This window comes from Enterobacter cloacae complex sp. IR5402 (genome assembly GCF_049238125.1).
GTDB lineage: Bacteria > Pseudomonadota > Gammaproteobacteria > Enterobacterales > Enterobacteriaceae > Enterobacter > Enterobacter hormaechei_C.
The window spans coordinates 201,436-220,736 of sequence record NZ_JBMKHO010000003.1 but is presented as its reverse complement, the minus strand read 5'-3'; the positions used below and the strand labels follow the sequence as shown (position 1 = coordinate 220,736).

The window sequence follows — 19,301 nt, the reverse complement described above, 5'->3', positions numbered from 1 at the left end:
CACGCCGGCTATCGGCGTGCCCGTTTTCAGTAAAGCGTTATCTGCGGATGCTTTACCCCGCACACCAGCGCATAACGCGTTAATGTATCGAGACTCGCCCGGGTAATATTTGCTTCCATTCGTGATACCGTCGGTGCGCTGACGCCCATCCGCTCCGCCACCTGGGCGCGCGTCAGACCAGCATGATTGCGCCATTGCGCCAGCATCTCCCGCAGACGCTCCTTGCGCTCTTCTGCATCAAAGGAAGCCTGAATTTCTGAATCGCTTAACAGTTCAGCTCTGAGTTCATCCCAGTCAATAATCTTCTTGCTCATCCAACATCTCCTGTTGTCGTTTCAGTGCCAGACGGAGTTCAGCAGAGGGCGTTTTTTGCGTCTTCTTGATAAACATCCGCAGGCAATGAGAGGATCTCCTCCCTGACTGCCGCATGAACGATAAGTCTGAACACTGTATTTCATCCCTGATAATATTAGCATGTAAGGCAATTTGCATTAAAGGCTAATTTTGCCTTTCGTGATTCACCTTACCAGCTTATTCCAGGCAGGACCGGAGCAGCGTTGATTCCCTGAAAGCCCCTCGCAAAAAATTTATATCCCCTGCTCCGCCAGCCATGCCATCGCCCTCTCCCCTGCCTCATCCACGGGTAAATAGACCAGCAGCCGCGATCCGTTTCGCGGGGCGGAGTACCAGTACATCTGCTGGAGATGAAAATCCCCCAGCTCGGGATGGGTGAACAGCTTGAGCTGGTTCTCCACGCCGCGCACGTCGTTACGCTGGTGCCACAGGGTTTTGAACTCTTCGGACACCGCAAAAAAACGCGCCAGCTTCGCTTCCCAGAGCGGGTCGCCACGGTGCTCAGCCATTGCCGCGCGGAAGTAGGAGACGAAAATCGGCAGCACGTCGTCACGTTTGCCGAGCCGCGCGCGCCACGCCGGATGGGTGAGGAACAGGTAAATACAGTTGCGATCTTCCGGCGGGATAGCGTTGAAATCGACGCCCATCAGGTGTCCGAAGCTGTCGTTCCACGCCACGATATCAAAGTTCGGTTTCTGAATGCTGGCGGGTTTCGGCATCAGGGTATCCAGCAGGCGACGCGTGCCTTCGCTGATCCCCTCACAGCACACCGCCTGCGGGGCTTCGCCCGGCGGCAAACCGGCGAGCACAAAAAGATGCCGGGCTTCGGTCGGGGTGCATTGCAGCGCTTTTGCGATGGCGGCCATCACCGCGCTGGACGGATTGACGTCCCGACCCTGTTCCAGCCAGGTGTACCAGGTCACGCCGACATCCGCGAGCATCGCCACCTCTTCCCGGCGCAGGCCCGGCGTGCGGCGGCGGCCGCTGCGCGGTAAGCCGAGGCGCTGCGGATCGAGGCTTTCGCGCCGGGCACGCAAAAACGCGCCCAGCTGCTTGCGGGTGTCATCCTGGAGAGAGGTGACAGGTTCAGACATCAGCGCCATAACATCTCCTGCATGGTAGTGTCAGTACCAGTATAAGTAAGAACTGGTACCCGTTTATCAGATGATTGATGCTACGACTCTACGCTGTTTGACGCAATGGAGTCACCATGAATACGTCAGTTGTTTCACCGGGTCGTGCGGGCCTGATATTGCTGTTAACCGGCCAGATGCTGCCGTTGATTGATACCTCAATCACCAACGTGGCGCTGGATTCCATCACCCATTCGTTACACGCCACCGCCACTGAACTGGAGCTGATCGTCGCCCTCTACGGCGTGGCCTTTGCCGTCTGCCTGGCACCCGGCAGCAAGCTGGGCGATAACCTTGGCCGCCGTCGCCTGTTTATGTGGGGCGTGGCGTGTTTTGGCCTGGCCTCACTGCTGTGCGGCATGGCGGGCAATATCGAACAGTTGCTTGGCGCGCGCATTATTCAGGGTGCGGGCGCCGCGCTGATCATGCCGCAAATTCTCGCGACGTTGCATGTGACGTTAAAAGGAACGGCACACGCCAGAGCGATCAGCCTGTTCGGGGGTATCGGCGGTATTGCATTTATCGTCGGCCAGATGGGTGGCGGCTGGCTGGTGTCGGCGGACATCGCCGGGCTAGGCTGGCGCAACGCCTTCTTTATCAACGTGCCGATTTGTCTGGTGGTGCTGGCGCTGAGCCGTCGCTACGTGCCGGAAACCCGCCGCGACACGCCGTCGCGCATTGACTGGACCGGGACTGTCCTGCTGACGGCAATACTGTGCTGTCTGCTGTTCCCGATGGCGCTCGGCCCGCAGTGGCACTGGTCGTGGCCGCTGAAGGCCGCACTGCTGGCGATTGTGCCGCTGGTCTGTGTAATGGTGCTGAACGCGCGCAAAAAAGAGCGTGAGAATGCCCACCCGCTCATCGCGCCGCGCCTGTTGCAGCTGCGCAGCATCCGCTTTGGCGTGCTAATCGGGATACTCTTTTTCAGCGTCTGGTCCGGGTTCATGTTCTGTATGGCGCTGACCATGCAAAGCGGTCTGGGGATGGCGCCGTGGCAGTCCGGGAACAGCTTTATCGCGCTTGGCGTCACCTATTTTATTTCTGCCTGGTTCGCCCCACGCCTGATTGCCCGCTACAGCACCAGCGCCATCCTGCTGACCGGACTTGCGATTCAGCTTGTCGGTCTGGTGGCGTTGATCGCCACGTTCCGTCACTGGGGAATGCAGAATACCGCGCTGACGCTGGCCCCGGCCACCGGGCTGGTGGGTTACGGGCAGGCGCTGATTGTAAACAGCTTCTACCGTATCGGGATGCGTGATATTCAGCCTGACGACGCGGGGGCCGCGAGCGCGATTTTAAGCACGCTGCAACAGGCTGCGCTGGGGCTTGGCCCGGCCATTTTCGGCGCGATTTTGCTGCACGGGCTGCAAAATCATCACGGAGATTACACCCAGGCGGTCAATGTCTTCCTGATGGTGGAAACGGCCATGATGGTGGTGCTGGCGCTGGCCACGCTGCGTATGCGCCATCGTCTGTGTTTACCGGTCGTCAAGGCCTGTCCGGCGACAAAATAAAACTGCCTGAATTTGCATAATAGATCCGCAGCCGCCATTATGGGGCTGCATCAATACAGGAGACGTTATGCAGGAATTAATTGCTCAGGTTGAAGAGTTAGGGATTGAAATTAATCACACCACCTCTTTAGTGATTATCTTTGGTATTATTTTTCTTACGGCCATTATCGTTCATTTTATTCTGCACAAAGTGGTGCTGCGCGCATTCGAGAAACGCGCCCAGGCCAGCAGCCATTTATGGTTGCAGATCATTACGCAGAACAAGTTATTTCACCGTCTGGCGTTTACCCTCCAGGGGATAATCGTCAACGTTCAGGCGGTTCTGTGGCTGCAAAAAGGCAGCGAAGCGGCGGAATTACTTACCACCTGCGCGAAATTGTGGGTGATGGTTTATGCCCTGCTCTCCTTCTTCTCGTTGCTGGACGTGATTTTCAATCTGTCGCAGAAAATGGCCACCGCGTCACAGCTGCCGCTGAAGGGGATATTCCAGGGCATCAAGCTGGTAAGCGCCATTCTGGTGGGGATACTAATTATCTCCCTGCTGATCGGTCAGTCACCCGCCATTCTGATAAGCGGCCTGGGTGCGATGGCTGCCGTTCTGATGCTGGTCTTTAAAGACCCGATACTCGGCCTGGTGGCCGGTATTCAGCTCTCAGCCAACGACATGCTCAAGCTCGGCGACTGGCTGGAGATGCCGAAATACGGCGCCAACGGCACGGTGACCGACATCGGCCTGACCACCGTTAAAGTGCGCAACTTCGATAACACCATCACCACCATCCCGACCTGGGCGCTGGTGTCCGATGCGTTCATCAACTGGAGCGGCATGTCCGCCTCCGGTGGTCGCCGCATCAAGCGCAGCCTGAATATCGATACCACCAGCATTCATTTCCTCGACGAGCAGGAGCAGCAAAAACTGATTCAGGCGAAACTGCTGAAGCCGTATCTGGCGGCGCGTCATGAGGAAATTAACCTGTGGAATCAGCAGAACGGCGAAGGGGAATCGGTATTAAACCTGCGCAAGATGACCAATATCGGCACCTTCCGTGCCTACCTGAATGAATATCTGCGTAACCACCCGCGTATTCGTAAAGATATGACGCTGATGGTGCGCCAGCTCGCGCCGGATGCCAACGGGCTGCCGATTGAAATATATGCCTTTACCAACACGGTGATCTGGGCGGAATACGAAGATATTCAGGCCGACATCTTCGATCATATTTTCGCGGTGGTGGATGAATTTGGCCTGCGTATTCACCAGTCGCCAACCGGGAACGATATTCGCTCCCTGGCTGGCGTCATCGCGCAATAATCAGGTGCTGGCGCGGGAAATAAAGCGCCAGTCCATCATCACCCTTTCCGTGGGCGCGTCCGGGTTGTCGATCTTATTTAAGAGCAGATCGACCGCCTTGCGCCCGATATCCCGCGACGGCTGTTCTATGGTGGTGAGCGAAATCATGTCCGCCAGCTCCGTACCGTCAAAGCCGACCACGGCAATATCCTCCGGCACCCGAAGACCTGCCTGCTGAATGGCGCGCAGCGCGCCCGCCGCCAGCGTATCGGAAACGGCAAATACCGCATCCGGCGGATTATCTTTTAACAGGTTTTGCATCGCCGCCATGCCCGCCCCGGAGCTGAGATCGCTGGCATACTCCACCGCCTGATAGTCCAGATCCCGCAGGTGGATCACGCTCTTGTAGCCGCGTTCGCGCAGGCGGGCATATTTGTAGCTGAGATCGTGGTTGATCATCGCGATACGCTTGCGGCCGCCGTCGGCCAGCTGGCTGACGGCATGCTGTGAAGCGTCCACATCATTGATGCCGACGCAGGAGACCGCGCCCGCATCGGCATATTCGGCGCACTGCACCCACGGTGCAGAACCAATCAGCGCGGCAAGTTCCGGCAGCTTCGAGAAGGCGTCCATGGTGATAATGCCGTCGACGATTTTGCCGGAGAGCAGGCTTAAGCCCGAGCGGGAGCGCTCAATATCCGAGCCGGAGTTGCACAGCAGAATGCGATAGCCGTTCTTTTCCGCCTCGGCTTCGATACCCTTCACCACTTCGGCGCAGAACGGGTTGGCGATGTTCGAGACCATCACCAGGATCATATAGCTGCGGGCAGTGCGCAGCTGACGCGCCAGCAGATTGGGCTGGTAGTTACTCTCCTGGATCGCCTGCAAAACGCGCTCGCGGTTTTTCGCCTTTACGGTGTCGCTGTTATTCAGCACGCGGGAGACCGTCGCCACGGAGACCCCGGCCAGCTGAGCGATTTTCTGAATTGACATAGCGACGACACATCCTGCGGTTAGCGTTTTGTGCAGGCTACCATAAATTGATTGCCCGGCGAACCGGGCAATGCGTCAGTATTCCACGCGCACCCAGCGCTGCTGCTGATGACTTTTCACAATTGCATCAATGATATACATCACACTGGCGCCATCGTAAAAGGTGGCAAACTGCGGATTATCCGGCATCGCGCCCGCCTGCACGGCACGGTAAAACTGCGCCATCATATTTTTAAAGGCATCCGGCCAGCCTTCGATATGTCCGCCGGGGAAGTGGGCGCTGTCGGCCACGTCAGGGTTCATCAGGCCTGGATCGTCGGTGAGCGTCTGGTTTGCCCGGGCGCGATGGCCGATCCACAGCTGCTGCGGGATTTCCTGATCCCACGCCACCGACTGCTCGCTGCCGTTAATTTCAAAGGTCAGGCGGTTTTTTCGCCCCGCGCTCACCTGCGAGACGCTAAAGCTGCCCTTGCTGCCGTCGTCAAAGCGGAACAGCACCGAGCCAAAATCTTCGGTGGTGACCGGTTTGACTTCATACTCCGCCTGCTCGTCATGGGAGAAGGTCTGATAACCACCCGCGCTGGCCTTGCGCCTCGGCCAGACGATGGATAAATCAGCCATCACCTCGGTAATGCGCCTGCCTGTCACATACTGTACCGTATCGCACCAGTGGGAACCGATATCCGCCACCGCCCGCGACGCGCCGCCGAGCGCGGCATCCACCCGCCAGTTGTAGTCGGTTTCCAGCAGCATCCAGTCCTGCAAATAGCTGCCGTGCGAGGCGAACAGCCGCCCGAGGGTGCCCGCGCGCATCATGCTCGCCGCCTGGCGCACCATCGCAAACTGACGATAGACAAAGCTCACGCCATGCACCACGCCCGCCTGCTCTGCCAGCGCCACCAGCTCGCGCGCCTCGTCCGGCGTCATGCACAGCGGCTTTTCGGAAAACACGTGCTTGCCCGCGCGCAGGATCTGGCGGTTAATCTCCGCGTGCAGGTGGTTCGGCGTGCAGTTGTGCACCGCATGCAGATTGGGGTGCGCGAGCAGTTCTTCCACGCTGGCGTAAGCATGCGGGACATTTAGCTGGCGCGCCTTTTCCTGCGCCTTAACGAGCGAACCGTCGCAGAGCGCGACCACCTGCACAAACCCGAGACGCCTGAGCGCCTCGATGTGTGCCGGGCCAATAAACCCGCTGCCGATAATCCCGACGTTAATCATGGCTGCCCCCTGCGGCGAAATCATCAAACGCCCGTCCGGAAACGGGAATAATGTGGCGGCGGATAAATTCGCTGCCCTCACTCGCGCCGGTATCGCCATCCTTCAGGCAGCACTCCCACTCCAGCACCGCCCAGCCGTCGTAGTCGTACTGGGTCAGCTTGCTGAAGATGCCCTTAAAGTCGATTTGCCCGTCGCTGGGCGAGCGAAAGCGTCCGGCGCGGTTGATCCACGGCTGGTAGCCGCCGTAGACGCCGCTGCGCCCGCTGGGTCGGAACTCCGCGTCCTTCACGTGGAACGCTTTAATGCGCGCGTGGAAGATATCGATAAAGGCCAGATAGTCCATCTGCTGAAGCAGCATGTGGCTCGGATCGTAGAGAATGTTGCAGCGCGGATGGTTATCCACCAGCGCCAGAAAACGCTCGAAGGTCACGCCGTCGTGCAGATCTTCCCCCGGATGCAGCTCAAAGCAGACGTCCACCCCCTGCTCGCCAAAGGTATCCAGTATTGGCCGCCAGCGGGTTGCCAGCTCCTCGAACGCTTCCTGAAAACGCTGCTCGTTATGCGGCGGCCACGGATAGAAAAACGGCCACGCCAGCGAGCCGGAGAAGGTCGCGTGCGCCTTCAGCCCTAATCTGGCCGAAGCGACCGCCGCCTGCTTCAGCTTTTCCGTCGCCCACGCCCGGCGCGCCGCCTCGTTACCGCGCACGGCGGCGGGTGCGAAGTGGTCAAACGCCTCGCTGTAAACCGGATTCACCGCCACGAGCTGCCCTTCCAGATGGGTCGACAGCTCGCTGATAACCAGCCCGTGTGCGGCCAGCCTGGCGGTGATGTCGTCGCAGTAGGCCTGGCTCTCTGCGGCTTTCTCGACGTCAAAGATGTGCGGATGGTTGCAGGGGATCTGCACCGCCTTATAACCTTTACCTGCCGCCCATTCAGCAAGCCCGTCGAGCGAATTAAACGGCGCTTCTGCGCCAATAAACTGCGACAGAAAAATGCCCGGTCCTTTCATTGTCCTCATACCACCTCCTGAACGTTACGCCTTGTCATCGTCATACTTAAACGTGAGAAGGAAAATCAGCGCGATCGCCGCGGCAGCCACCGCCGGGATCCACCAGAATGTGACCCACGCCTGCGGCACGGTCTGTCCTGCCACCAGGCGGTTGTAGAGCGCGCCGGAAATCTGAGAGCCGAGCAGCATGCCGATGCCGTAGGTGAACATCACGATCATGCTCTGCGCCTGGCCTTTGACCTTTTCGCCCGCCACGCGGTCGGTATAGATAAAGCCGACGACAAAGAAGAAATCGTAGCAGACGCCGTGCAGCAGAATGCCGAGGTACAGCAGAATGCGCCCCTCTTCGCTGACGCCCAACGCGAACATGGCATAACGCACGAACCACGCCAGCATGCCGATCAGCAGCATGACTTTCACGCCCAGGCGGCGGAACAGCAGAGGAATGACCAACATGAAGACGATCTCAGACATCTGCCCGAAGGACATGGCGGTGCTGACGTCGGCAATGCCGGCATCCGCCAGATACGAGGCGGTGTAGGCGTAATAGGTGCCGAGCGGGACAGAGATCAGCATCGCGCAGACGGAGAAGACGAAGAAGTGGCGGGTTTTAAGCAGCGCGAAGGCGTCCGCGCAGAAGAGATCCCGCACCTTAACCGGCAGGCCTTTTGCCGGCGCTGGCGTGTGCGGCAGCGTCAGGCTGTAGACCGCCAGCAGCACGGAGCTGACCGCCGCCACCTGGAAGATGGTGACGCTGGACGCCACGCCGGTGACGCCGATGAAAATGCCCGCCGCGATCCAGCCGATGGTGCCGAACACGCGCACTACCGGGAAGGTTTTATCCACGTTCGCCAGGCTGTGAAACGCAATGTTGTTGGTCAGCGCCAGTGTCGGCATATAGCAGAGCGTGTAGCCAAACAGCAGGCCAATCAGCAGCGCGCCATTCTCAGCAATCAGCGCCCCCGGCACGAACCAGAGGATCACCGCGCCCGCGAGGTGCATCACCGCCATCACCTTCTGCGAGGCGAAGAAGCGGTCCACCAGCATCCCGAGCACGAACGGCGAAAGAATGGAAGCGATGGGCCCGGCAGAGAACGCGTCGCCAATCAGCAAAGACATGTTGTGCCGGGTCATCACCAGGCCAAGCGTGACCGACCAGCTACCCCAGATAAAAAATTGCAGAAACATCATCAGCGACAGACGCGGCACCAGCAGCCGGTGTTGCGTTATCGCCTTTTCACTACTCTCAGTTGACACCATGATAAGCCTCACCCGGAAAAAGTAATCGATTACAAAACAGTTCAGATAAAAAGTAATCGATTACAAAATAAAGATCCTGTGGATCGAAACGGAATTGGGAGGGGGGTCACGATAAAGGTGGAGTGATACTTTGTAGGCCCGGTAAGCGCAGCGCCACCGGGCGTGAAGGCAGGCAGTGTGGTGCGGTCTGGTTTGGTGCGGTCTGGTGCCCTCACCCCGTCCCTCTCCCACAGGGCGAGGGAGAAAACCGCGCTACTTTTTGCGCGAGAGCTTAAATGCAATAAACAGGAACACCACCCACACCGGCAGCAGCATCGCTGACAGGCGCATCTCATCCATGGTGCACATCAGCACCAGAATCAGGCCGAGGAAGGCGATACAGAGGTAGTTCCCCGCCGGATAGAGCAGCGCTTTAAACTGCGTCTCGCGCCCCTTGCGGCGCATCGCCGCGCGGAAGCGCAGGTGCGCCAGGCAGATCATGATCCAGTTAAGCAGCAGCGTGGCGACAACCAGCGCCATCAGCAGGCCAAATGCCTCTTTCGGCAGCAGATAGTTGATCAGCACCACCAGCGAGGTGATAGCGCCAGAAAGGAACAGCGAGTTGACCGGCACGCCGCGACGGCTGACGCGAGTGAGGAACTTCGGCGCGTTGCCCTGTACGGAGAGGCCAAACAGCATGCGGCTGTTGGAGTAAACCCCGCTGTTGTAGACCGACAGCGACGCCACAAGAATGACGAAGTTAAGCGCCGAAGCGACCACGTTGCTGTTCAAATCGTGGAAGATCATCACGAACGGGCTACTGTCAGATTTCACTTCCACCCACGGGTAGAGCGCCAGCAGCACCACCAGCGAGCCGATATAGAACAGCAGGATACGGTACACCACCTGGTTGACCGCTTTCGGGATGCTTTTGTGCGGATCGCGCGCTTCAGCCGCGGTGATGCCAATCAGCTCCAGCCCGCCGAAGGAGAACATAATGACCGCCAGCGAGAGGATCAGCCCTTTCCATCCAGTCGCCAGGAAGCCGCCGTGCTGCCACAGGTTATCGATCGTGGCGCGCTCGCCGCCGTGGCCGGAGAACAGCAGCCACAGGCCAAAGCCGATCATGCCGATAATCGCCAGCACCTTGATCAGCGCGAACCAGAACTCGGTCTCGCCATACAGGCGGACGTTAACAAGGTTAACGGCGTTAATGATGATGAAGAAGGCCGCGGCCCAAATCCACGTTGGCACGTCCGGGAGCCAGTACTGCATATAGATGCCGGCGGCGGTCAGCTCCGCCATCCCGACCAGCACGAACATCACCCAGTAGTTCCAGCCGGAGAGGAAACCTGCGAACGGCCCCCAGTATTTATAGGCAAAGTGTGCGAAGGAGCCGGACACCGGCTCTTCAACGACCATCTCGCCGAGCTGGCGCATGATCAGGAAGGCGATAATCCCGGCGATACCGTAACCCAGCAGAACCGCCGGGCCAGCCATCTGTATAGCGGGGCCGATGCCGAGAAACAGCCCGGTACCGATCGCGCCGCCAAGGGCAATTAACTGAATATGTCGATTTTGCAAACCACGTTGCAGCGTCGGACTCTGATCCGACGAAGCTTCAGCGCTACCATGGCCTGAAGCGGATGACGCGTCTTTCACGCCCTACCCCTGTCTCTTTTTTAGAAGGGGCACGTTTTAACACTTCATGCTGGTGGTAGCAAGCTTAACGCCGGGCCAGCGCATGCGCCCGGCGGATAAACGTCACGACCCGATGATCCCGCCGTCCGCTTTGGTAATCACCACCGTTGACGATCGCGGACGCCCGTTCGGGCTGGCGTCTGGCCAGTTGGAAACAGCGCGCGGATTGGCCGGGTCGGTAATATCATCCCCGCCCTCCCCCGGATGCTGAATGTTGATAAACAGCGTGCGGTTGTCCGGCGTAAACGCAATGCCGGTGATTTCACACCCGCGCGGCCCGGTCAGGAAACGGCGATACTCGTTGGTGCCCGGAATGGTGGCCACCATCTGGTTATTGCCCATCCCCTCGTAGGCTTTCTTATTGATGGTGCTGGAAGAGACGTCGGTCTGGATCCACAGCACGCCCTGGTGATCGAACGACAACCCATCCGGGCTGCCAAATGCCGCGCCCTGCATCGAGCCTTTGGCTTTGGGATCGTCGCCGTCGGTGCGCCCGGCCATGACCAGAATATCCCACTTAAAGCGTGCGGCGGCAGGATCGGCACCCTCTTCGTGCCAGTGCATGATGTGCCCAAACACGTTGTTGGCACGCGGGTTAGCGGCGTCGACCGGTGCCTTGCCCTCTTTACCGCGATCGCTGTTGTTGGTGAGCGTACAGTAGACGCTGCCGCTGGCGTGCGGGTCGACCGCTATCCACTCGGGGCGATCCATTTTCGTCGCCCCCACCACGTCGGCCGCCAGACGGGTTTTAATCAGCAGATCGCCCTGGCTTGCAAAACCGTTGCTTTTATCCAGGCCATTTTGTCCGAAGATCAGCGGCAGCCAGTCGCCGCTGCCGTCCTCGTTGAACCTGGCGACGTACAGCGTGCCGGACGTCAGCAGCTGCATATTGGCTTCCCGGTTCGCGGGATCGTATTTTTTGTCGGAGACAAACTTATAGATGTACTCAAACTTCTGGTCGTCCCCCATGTAGACCACCACGCGATTATCGGCGGCGAGCGTGACGGCGGCCCCCTCATGCTTGAAGCGGCCGAGCGCGGTGTGCTTGCGCGGGGTGGAGGTCGGGTTGTAGGGATCGATCTCCACCACCCAGCCGAAACGGTTGGGTTCGTTAGGGGTTTTATCAACGCTGAACCGCTCATCCACCTCGTTCCAGCGGTACGATTCATCGCTGTCGCTGATGCCGTAGCGTTTTTCCAGCGGGTTGAGATCGGCTTTTTTGACAAAAATGTCCGACCAGTTCTCCTCGCAGGTGAGATAGGTGCCCCACGGCGTGTGGCCGTTGGCGCAGTTCTGCATGGTGCCCAGAACGCGTTCCCCCTGCGGGTCGGCGGCGGTTTTCATTAAATCCTGATGCCGCGCCGGGCCGGTAAGCTGCATCGGCGTATTGACGGTAATACGCCGGGCGAAGGAAGACGGACGCACCACCTCCCAGCCGCTGCCCGTTTTTTTCACTTCCACCACCGACACGCCCATCGCGTTCTGCCCCTTGCGGGCTTTGTCGAGACTCCAGTTCGCCGTACCGTCGGTAAACAGCATTCCGTTGTCGATGTACTCATGGTTCAGCGCCAGCAGTCCATGCTCCGGGTTTTGCGCCCCCTGCGGCAGGCTAAACCACGCCATGCCGTCGTGGTGCATGCCCGCCTGCACAGCCTGTTCGTCTGTGGTATTGCTGGCGTCCGGCTTAAAGGCCGGCATGTTGTCTTTGATCCCCGTCGGATCGCCCCAGCGATAGAACGGGCGGGCGATATAACCTTCCGGCACCCTGACCGTGTCTTCCGTAGAGACGTCGATGCTGGTAAAGCCCAGGGAAACCGCTTTTGCCAGCGCGGAAGGCTTCGATACCGCGGCAATCGCATTTTCGGGTGTGATCAGATACGGGAATGATACGGCAGCCCCCGCTACGGCCCCCATCTGGAGAAAACGGCGGCGCGAGAGGAACACTTCTGCAACCTCGGAGAATACCGGGTTAGCGCTGCGGTTACTGATATCGTCGCGATGTTCTTTTTTAAATACGGATTTGAGGGGTCTGCCCATAGCGGCTTCCTGTCATTGGCCAAGAGGTAAGGTTGTGGCGACCAGTGTAAGAAGCTTTTATTACAATTTTATAACACGACAACGAAGGGATTGGGGCGTCCCTGCCCCGGATAACGAGGTGGAACGCTTAGAACTCGTAGCCAACCGAGACCTTAAAGGTACGCGGCTCGCCCTGAGTAATGTAAGTACCGGAATCGTCCACGCTTGACCAGTAGTTCTCGTTGGTCACGTTGTCGATACCTGCCCGTACGGTCATCTGATTTTCATTGTGGTTCACCGCGAAGCGATAGCGCATGCCCAGATCCAGCGTGGTGTAGCTGTCCAGCTTTTTGCTGTTCGCAAGATCGGCATACTGCGTGCCGGAGTGGTTAACGCGCGCGGTCGCCGTCAGGCCTTCAATCGGCTTGATATCGTACTCTGCGCCCAGCACGGCGTAGAAGCTCGGAATACCGATCGCATCGTTGCCCTGATTGACGCCGTTTTTGGTTTTGGTCAGCTCGGCCTGCAACCAGGTGGCGCTGGCGTTCAGACGCATCCCGAGCATTGGCTCGCCGAAGACGTTCAGCTCCACGCCGCGGTTACGCTGTTCTGCATCCAGGCCGTAGTGACCGCTGTCGTCAAGGATCGCCGACGGCATTTTGATCTCAAACAGCGCCAGGGAGCCGCCCACGCGGCCAAAGTCCGCCTTTACGCCCACTTCGTTCTGCTTAGAGTGAACGATACCGGTGCTCTGGCCGTAGTTGTTTGCTGAGCGAGGCGCGGTTTCACCGGGCTGTAACGCCTCGGTGTGGTTGGCGTAGAGGGAAATTTCCTCCCACGGTTTATAGACTACGCCGTAGGTGGGCATCCAGCGGCTGCCGTCGAAACCGTCCGCGTCGTTTTCCGCACCGGTGATTTTGTTGTACCCGCGAATCACCACTTTCTGATGCCGCGCGCCTGCGGTGAACAGCAGCTTGTCGTCCAGCACGCCCAGGGTATCGCTCAGCAGCCAACCCTGCGTGCGGGTGCGCCCGCTGGTCAGCGGATCGCTGTATTTGCCGCCTGAGCCGTTGAGGTTGGAGCTGTCCGGCATATCGACGCCGGTGTTGTGGTAGATGTTGGTGGTCGGATTATCCTTCGTCGCCGACATTTTCCACGCGATCTTTTCGTTTTTGGTCATCGCCGAATAGCCAACATTGACCTTGTGCGAGACGAATCCGGTAGTGAAGTTACCGCGAATGCCCGCCATGCCGCTGACAGAATCGCTGATGCGGTTGGTATCAAGACGGCTGACCACCGCATTACCGCTCTTATCGAGGAGCTTCGGCGCGCTGTAGATCCCTTCTTCGTGCGCGTGCTGCGCGCCGAGACCGGTATACGCCGTCCAGCTATCGGTGATGTCATACTCGCTGCGCCACATCCCGAACTCGTTTTCGATATCGCTGTAGGCCCACTTCTGCGAGAAGTTGCGATCGTTCTTCGGCGGTTCAGGCACAAAATCCACCGCCGAGATGTTGACGCTGGTCGGGCTGCCGTGGAAGGTTTTTTTCTGGTAGCCCAGGTCCAGCGAGGTGCGGAAACGGTCGCCCTTGTAATCCAGGCCGGTGGAGAGCAGCGTGGTGCGGCGGCGGTCGTTCGGCACGCCGGTTTCCCCTTCGCGATGCACGAGGTTCACCCGCGCGCCAAACTGGTCGTTATCGCCAAAGCGGCGGCCCGCATCCAGCGTGGTGCCAATCTGGGAATCCGAGGTGTAGTCCACACCCACTTTCGCCTGCGGGGTGTCGCCCGCGTGTTTAGGCTCAAGGTTGATCATCCCGCCCACGCCCGAGCTTGCGGCACCGTTCATCAGGGAGTTGGCCCCTTTGAAGATCTCGATGCGGTCGACCATCTGGGCATCCACCACCTGACGCGGCAGCACCCCGGACAATCCGCCAAAGGTCATGTCGTCGCCGTCAAACTTCAGGCCGCGAATGCGGAAGGTTTCCGCGCTGTTGCCGTAACCCTGAACGAACTGCACGCCCGCGTCGTTGGCAACCACGTCAGCAATGGTTTTTGCCTGCTGATCTTCCACCAGCTTCGAGGTGTAGCTGATGATGTTGAACGGCACGTCCATGGCGTTCTGCTGACCGAGCATACCCATGCGCCCGCCGTTCGCCACCTGCCCGTCAAGGAAGGCGGGCACCAGCTGGTCGCCGCCGGGTTTGAAATCACTCCCCGCCGTGGACTGGACGACGATGGTGTCCTCTTTTTTCTCATCCGCCGCAAAAGCGGAGTGGGTTACCGCGCCGATGGCAATCGCCAGCAGCGTTTTGTGCATTGTGGTGTTGTTCATAATGAGCTCTTAACGTGCGCGCAAAAATGACCCGTTGTCGGGCCTTAAAAGTTATTAAAAGAAATGCAAATGAGAACTATACGCATTATGTATACGTAATCAAGTGTCAACGGCCTCTCTGAGCGAGAAGCGGCAAGAAACAATGTTGGGAGGGAGGTAGGGCGCGCAACCACCCCGAAACAGGGGTGGTTACTAAGGTATTATTTTTTCTTGTAAATATCGGCGGTGCCGTGAATTTTGTTGTTTGTATTACCGGAAGTCAGCACCAGTACATCAGCACCTTCTTTATCGGCCTTTTCGACCAGCTCTTTTTTCGCATCGTCGACAGAGACTTCGTTAGCCGTGCTCACGGTACCGATTTTTTCATACTGAGACTCAACTTTCTCAAACTCGTTTTTCGTCAGCAGTTCAGCCGCAAAGGTATTGGTGGTAAACAGAAATGCAGCGCCCATCAAAATAGCAGTCGTTTTTTTCATAACCTTTTTCCTTGAGATTAATCAGCAACTACAAAAAGCCCCACGAGTGAGAGTGAGGTGATATGAGCATGGTAGAGGAATAATAAAATTGCCACAGCGTAAGAAAAATACTGTTATAACAGTCAATTGTGCTGTCAAAAATGTGCGTTAACGCTACTTTCGCGATGGGTGTTTCATGAAGAAAATCAGGCTGGCTTGAAACTGGCGTAAGCGCCTGTTTTTAAATGGCACGCCCTGTAGGATTCGAACCTACGACCTACGGCTTAGAAGGCCGTTGCTCTATCCAACTGAGCTAAGGGCGCACGGAGAAGAGTGTACTTCGCGGTGGTGAAACGCCTGGAATTATACGGTCAATGCGTAGTGAGTCAATGCCTTTTCCGCCTTCTCTGGCGATAATGACTAGCTGATTGTAAATACGGCTGTTTTTTCAACATTTATCCCTCTTTTACGGGCTGCGAAAAGGCTTAGCCGCATTTAAGTAACGCCTGCTGTTTTCCTGTTTACTTCACCTTCACACTGTCCTGCGGTATCCCGGCCGCCTGGAGGCTGGAAGTGAACAGGACGACGGAGTGACAGCGCCAGAGCAGACAGGTTTTCCCTCGTGCGTGCAGCACATCTCACACGACATTACAGGCATTAAGCTTGAACCTATTGTCGCCCTCTCCTCTTCACGCGCGGTGGGGGCCGAAGTGCTCAGCGTGCTGTCGCCGCATCAGCAAAGCGAAAGCTTTTTCCAGGACTGGTCAGCCACCCGGGCGCTTGTTTTGCTGGAAGCACAGATCGCCGCGTTAAAAAACCCCTTCCCTTGTGACAACCTTTTCATAAATTTGCCGATAACCGTTCTGACCATACCGGAAATGTTCCAGCGTTTACTGCAACTTAACAGCCCACCGCTGAACATTGAACTCGTGGAACCTGCCTCGTTCTTTTCACTCTCAGACCCGGTACGTCAGAGGGTGAGTTGTGCGCTTCAGCAGTTGACCGCGCGGGGACACCGGATCTGGCTGGATGATATTGATGAAGCGTCAGGGCAAGCATTTTTATCCTGTCGCCTGCCGTTAAGCGGAATAAAAATCGATAAGATCGCTTTCTGGCGTTTACGTGAAACGCCGGCGCTGACACAGCTGGTCACCCTTTGTTCAAAAATTGCTGCAAATGTGCTTATTGAAGGCATTGAAACAGAACGGGACCGTACATGCGCGCTTCATGCTGGCGCGCGCTTCGGTCAGGGATATTATTGGCCATCCTGGAGATGGCAGGAAGACTGAACGGTCATCGCCAAGAGGGAAGCTATGCGAATGACAGTACGCCGTTACCGGCGTCGTCGGACAGGAAGTGATTCACTGGGTTCTACGCACTCGCCTTTTGCTCTCCCATTTTTTGATCGTCTCGAATATTTGAGCCAGTCAATCAACCAGACCCGCAAAACCGATGCTCCCTTTATCATTCTGGTCACACAGGATAATTATTTCCGTTCCGGTTTTCTGAGCGGGCAGTCGCCCCTGAGCAATTGCTGCGACTATTCCACGCTGGATGCCGCTCTCAGTGATTTAAATCACTGGCCTTCATCGCGTCTGGTAGTTGACATTGAAAGCCGCGCCTCGCCGCTCATTGACCTGCTGGACCGATTACGCCGCCACAGCCTGTTCGCCCCCTACCTGACACCCTACCTGCTCGTCCGCGCCGATGATTATGATGCTCGCCTGTTTTGTAAAGCGGCTGGCCCTTTTCATGTGCTTGAACGCCAGCTTACGGCGTTGGGTATGCAACAAACCTTGCTGGAAGCACCGGCACCCGCCGGCAACCGCAAAGAGTGGTTTTCACGGGATGAATGGCCGATCTTACAGGCGCTGTCGCAGGGTAGCTCCTTGCGTCAGATCGCGCAGTTACAGAACCGCCCATATAGCCGCATTATTTACCGTCTCAGCTGCATCCTGGCGAAACTTGGACTGAATCATCGTCATGAGTTGCTACATCTTCTCAACAACCTCTCAGATTTCACGTATTAACGTATTCAGTAACTTCTTAATTCCTAAAGACCTTTAGGAAATTACTTAGGAAACATGTTAAATTTTTGTGTTTTTTAACAAAACTTTCGATTTTATAACTATTCCTAATTCTTGACCTTAAACCATGCGAAATGCTGCTGGTACGCTCAACGAGAGTGATTTTATCCATGCGTTAAGGTTCTGGCGCTTCCGTTAACAGGATGATAATGGTGTAAAAACAAGCGATTTACCTGTAAAAGAATGCGATGAGAGGTGAAGAAAACAGCAGATAGTGCTGTTCTGTTGTTGGGAACGGCAATTTGCCAGGAGACGTTTGAAACGGAGAGATGACGCACGAAATGGCGGATTTCAGGGATGGCGGGCAGGCGGGATGCTGGTTGTCACAGCCCGCTCACTGTTAACATTCATTTAACATTCAGTAAAATCGTTTATTTTTTGTTATTACATAAAGATGAAAGTGTGTGGTAAATGCAATATCAGGACATTTTTGCTAATTTTAAAAAGTTAGTGATTCAGATCCAGAACATAATAATCAGCAATATATGGATATTAATTTACAGGCTTTTCGGACAATACTTAAACGGTATAATAAGACGTGTTTGACACGCGAATAAGAAAAATCATTTTGCCATAACCAGCCTTATGAGATAACTGCGCTGAGGCATTGATATCACCACTACGTAAACAAGGATGCTTTCGCTCTTCCCAGGGACATTTACCGTACAAGGATCTGCGCAATTATCCTTCCGGCTTTTCGAGAGTTTTAACAAAACTCAGCATAACGCTTTTAACAATCTGAGGCATAAAAAATGAAACCGGCATCCGTTATCATTATGGACGAACACCCTATCGTCAGAATGTCGATAGAAGTCCTGCTACAGAAAAATAAAAACATCCAGGTCAAACTGAAGTCAGACGACAGCCACGAAGTGCTTGACTGTATACGCAACCACCCCATTGACCTGGTCATTCTCGATATTGAAATGACGGGCACGGATGGGTTCGTATTACTGAAAAGAATCAGGAACTTAAATAAAGACATTAAGGTTCTTTTCCTCTCTTCAAAATCTGAAGCCTTCTACGCAGGACGCGCCATCCGCGCCGGGGCAAATGGTTTTGTCAGTAAGCGAAAAGATCTGGGGGAAATTTATAACGCGGTGGAAATGATACTGACGGGCTATTCTTTCTTCCCTTCAGAAACATTAAGTTTTATAAACCATCTGGGGTCGCGGACGGGCGCCGCTGTTGATATGCCATTATCGAATCGTGAAGTGACGGTTCTGCGATATCTGGCGAACGGATTATCTAATAAGGAGATTGCGGATCAATTATTACTTAGCAACAAAACAATTAGTGCCCATAAGTCTAATATCTTTTCCAAGCTGGGCGTGCAAAGTATCGTTGAATTAATTGATTACGCGAAAGCGCACGAATTACTGTAATCCCTCTCTCTCCCTGCAACATATAATCGTCACAGGGAGAGTGGATACGATTAATTATAATTGATCATGAACGTTGCATCGGCGTCAGCCCGGCCCGGCTGCGGATTATCCGCCGTGGCGATATAATTGGCATAAAACGACAGTTCTGCATTTCCCTGCGCATCCACCGCCACCGTCTGGCTGGCCTGCTGCAACGCGAGGCGCGTTTTATCCCGGTCAAGGATCTCCACGGCCACGTTGCTGGCCGCGCTGGCATCATTCAGCGCCAGCAGGCTGTTATCATGCCCGTCCATCTTCCCCGTAAATGTGACCGAAGCTGCCCCCGGCGGGCATCCGGTCAGCTTCAGGGTGAACGGCACAGGCTGCGTCCGGCTCCCCGTTGTGCGGAGCTGTTTCGTGGGCCAGGTGCCGAGCGTGACGGTTTTATTGCTGTCGTCCCCCTCCGCCACGCAGGTAAAATCCACGATATTGCCGTAGAGCTGAATGTTAATTTCCCCAAGCGCCGTCTCTGCGTGTGCAGGGGAGCAAAGCGCAAAGAGCGCGACGGCTAAATACCGTATTCCGTTTCGCATAT

16 protein-coding genes, 1 tRNA gene and 1 pseudogene are annotated in these 19,301 nt (G+C 56.5%); 5 read left to right on the top strand and 13 right to left on the bottom strand.

Annotated features, from left to right (window positions below; translation table 11 throughout):
- Nucleotides 1–26: 26 nt before the first annotated feature.
- From ACOTXL_RS07320 to ACOTXL_RS07310, 3 genes and pseudogenes are all read right to left on the bottom strand, one after another.
- Nucleotides 27–314, bottom strand: a complete 288-nt coding sequence (locus ACOTXL_RS07320) for a helix-turn-helix domain-containing protein (RefSeq protein WP_003858885.1) — start codon at nt 312–314, stop codon at nt 27–29.
- A pseudogene (locus tag ACOTXL_RS07315) lies at nt 295–396 on the bottom strand (type II toxin-antitoxin system RelE/ParE family toxin); the annotation flags it as partial. The gene ACOTXL_RS07320 and the pseudogene ACOTXL_RS07315, both read right to left, overlap by 20 nt.
- A gap of 191 nt (nt 397–587) precedes the next feature.
- Complete coding sequence (locus tag ACOTXL_RS07310; protein WP_003858886.1) at nt 588–1,457, bottom strand: helix-turn-helix transcriptional regulator; 870 nt, start codon at nt 1,455–1,457, stop codon at nt 588–590.
- A 107-nt stretch (nt 1,458–1,564) separates the two neighbouring features.
- Between ACOTXL_RS07310 and ACOTXL_RS07305 the strand changes: the two genes are divergently transcribed.
- Both ACOTXL_RS07305 and ACOTXL_RS07300 read left to right on the top strand, forming a co-directional pair.
- On the top strand, nt 1,565–3,001 hold the full coding sequence (locus tag ACOTXL_RS07305; protein WP_022650532.1) for an MFS transporter: 1,437 nt from the start codon (nt 1,565–1,567) through the stop codon (nt 2,999–3,001).
- Between the two features lie 67 nt (nt 3,002–3,068).
- Complete coding sequence (locus ACOTXL_RS07300; RefSeq protein WP_023315564.1) at nt 3,069–4,313, top strand: mechanosensitive ion channel family protein; 1,245 nt, start codon at nt 3,069–3,071, stop codon at nt 4,311–4,313.
- Here ACOTXL_RS07300 and ACOTXL_RS07295 read toward each other — a convergent pair whose 3' ends face one another.
- The 9 genes from ACOTXL_RS07295 to ACOTXL_RS07255 all read right to left on the bottom strand — a co-directional run bounded on the left by ACOTXL_RS07295 (nt 4,314) and on the right by ACOTXL_RS07255 (nt 15,578).
- Nucleotides 4,314–5,285 carry a LacI family DNA-binding transcriptional regulator gene (locus ACOTXL_RS07295; protein ID WP_045350586.1) on the bottom strand — a complete coding sequence of 324 codons (972 nt, stop codon included), beginning with the start codon at nt 5,283–5,285 and terminating at the stop codon, nt 4,314–4,316. It lies immediately after the preceding gene.
- Between the two features lie 75 nt (nt 5,286–5,360).
- Nucleotides 5,361–6,503: a Gfo/Idh/MocA family protein gene (locus ACOTXL_RS07290; RefSeq protein ID WP_045350587.1), complete on the bottom strand. Its 1,143-nt coding sequence runs from the start codon at nt 6,501–6,503 to the stop codon at nt 5,361–5,363.
- Nucleotides 6,496–7,521, bottom strand: coding sequence for a sugar phosphate isomerase/epimerase family protein (locus ACOTXL_RS07285; protein ID WP_045350588.1), 1,026 nt, complete (start codon nt 7,519–7,521; stop codon nt 6,496–6,498). Before ACOTXL_RS07285 ends, ACOTXL_RS07290 begins: the two co-directional genes overlap by 8 nt.
- 15 nt (nt 7,522–7,536) lie before the next feature.
- The gene (locus ACOTXL_RS07280) at nt 7,537–8,772 is read right to left on the bottom strand and encodes an MFS transporter (protein WP_023315560.1); all 1,236 of its coding nucleotides are present in this window, start codon (nt 8,770–8,772) and stop codon (nt 7,537–7,539) included.
- Between the two features lie 252 nt (nt 8,773–9,024).
- Nucleotides 9,025–10,413, bottom strand: coding sequence for a phenylalanine transporter (gene pheP, locus ACOTXL_RS07275; RefSeq protein ID WP_023315559.1), 1,389 nt, complete (start codon nt 10,411–10,413; stop codon nt 9,025–9,027).
- 102 nt (nt 10,414–10,515) lie between these two features.
- Complete coding sequence (locus tag ACOTXL_RS07270) at nt 10,516–12,489, bottom strand: PhoX family protein (RefSeq protein WP_022650528.1); 1,974 nt, start codon at nt 12,487–12,489, stop codon at nt 10,516–10,518.
- Between the two features lie 127 nt (nt 12,490–12,616).
- Nucleotides 12,617–14,800 (bottom strand): TonB-dependent receptor, encoded by a 2,184-nt coding sequence (locus ACOTXL_RS07265; RefSeq protein WP_023324262.1) that lies wholly within the window; start codon nt 14,798–14,800, stop codon nt 12,617–12,619.
- Between the two features lie 200 nt (nt 14,801–15,000).
- On the bottom strand, nt 15,001–15,276 hold the full coding sequence (gene yahO / locus ACOTXL_RS07260) for a DUF1471 family periplasmic protein YahO (RefSeq protein ID WP_003858898.1): 276 nt from the start codon (nt 15,274–15,276) through the stop codon (nt 15,001–15,003).
- Between the two features lie 225 nt (nt 15,277–15,501).
- Nucleotides 15,502–15,578: transfer RNA gene (locus ACOTXL_RS07255), tRNA-Arg, on the bottom strand.
- A 303-nt stretch (nt 15,579–15,881) separates the two neighbouring features.
- Here ACOTXL_RS07255 and ACOTXL_RS07250 point away from each other — a divergent pair.
- The 3 genes from ACOTXL_RS07250 to fimZ all read left to right on the top strand — a co-directional run bounded on the left by ACOTXL_RS07250 (nt 15,882) and on the right by fimZ (nt 18,727).
- Nucleotides 15,882–16,544 (top strand): EAL domain-containing protein, encoded by a 663-nt coding sequence (locus ACOTXL_RS07250; RefSeq protein ID WP_045330287.1) that lies wholly within the window; start codon nt 15,882–15,884, stop codon nt 16,542–16,544.
- A 24-nt stretch (nt 16,545–16,568) separates the two neighbouring features.
- On the top strand, nt 16,569–17,285 hold the full coding sequence (locus ACOTXL_RS07245; RefSeq protein ID WP_045330167.1) for a helix-turn-helix transcriptional regulator: 717 nt from the start codon (nt 16,569–16,571) through the stop codon (nt 17,283–17,285).
- 809 nt (nt 17,286–18,094) lie between these two features.
- Nucleotides 18,095–18,727 (top strand): fimbria biosynthesis transcriptional regulator FimZ, encoded by a 633-nt coding sequence (gene fimZ / locus ACOTXL_RS07240; RefSeq protein ID WP_410031810.1) that lies wholly within the window; start codon nt 18,095–18,097, stop codon nt 18,725–18,727.
- Between the two features lie 50 nt (nt 18,728–18,777).
- Here the strand turns inward: fimZ and sfmF are convergent, their stop codons facing one another.
- Nucleotides 18,778–19,299: a fimbria assembly protein gene (sfmF, locus tag ACOTXL_RS07235; protein ID WP_023315556.1), complete on the bottom strand. Its 522-nt coding sequence runs from the start codon at nt 19,297–19,299 to the stop codon at nt 18,778–18,780.
- Nucleotides 19,300–19,301: the final 2 nt, after the last annotated feature.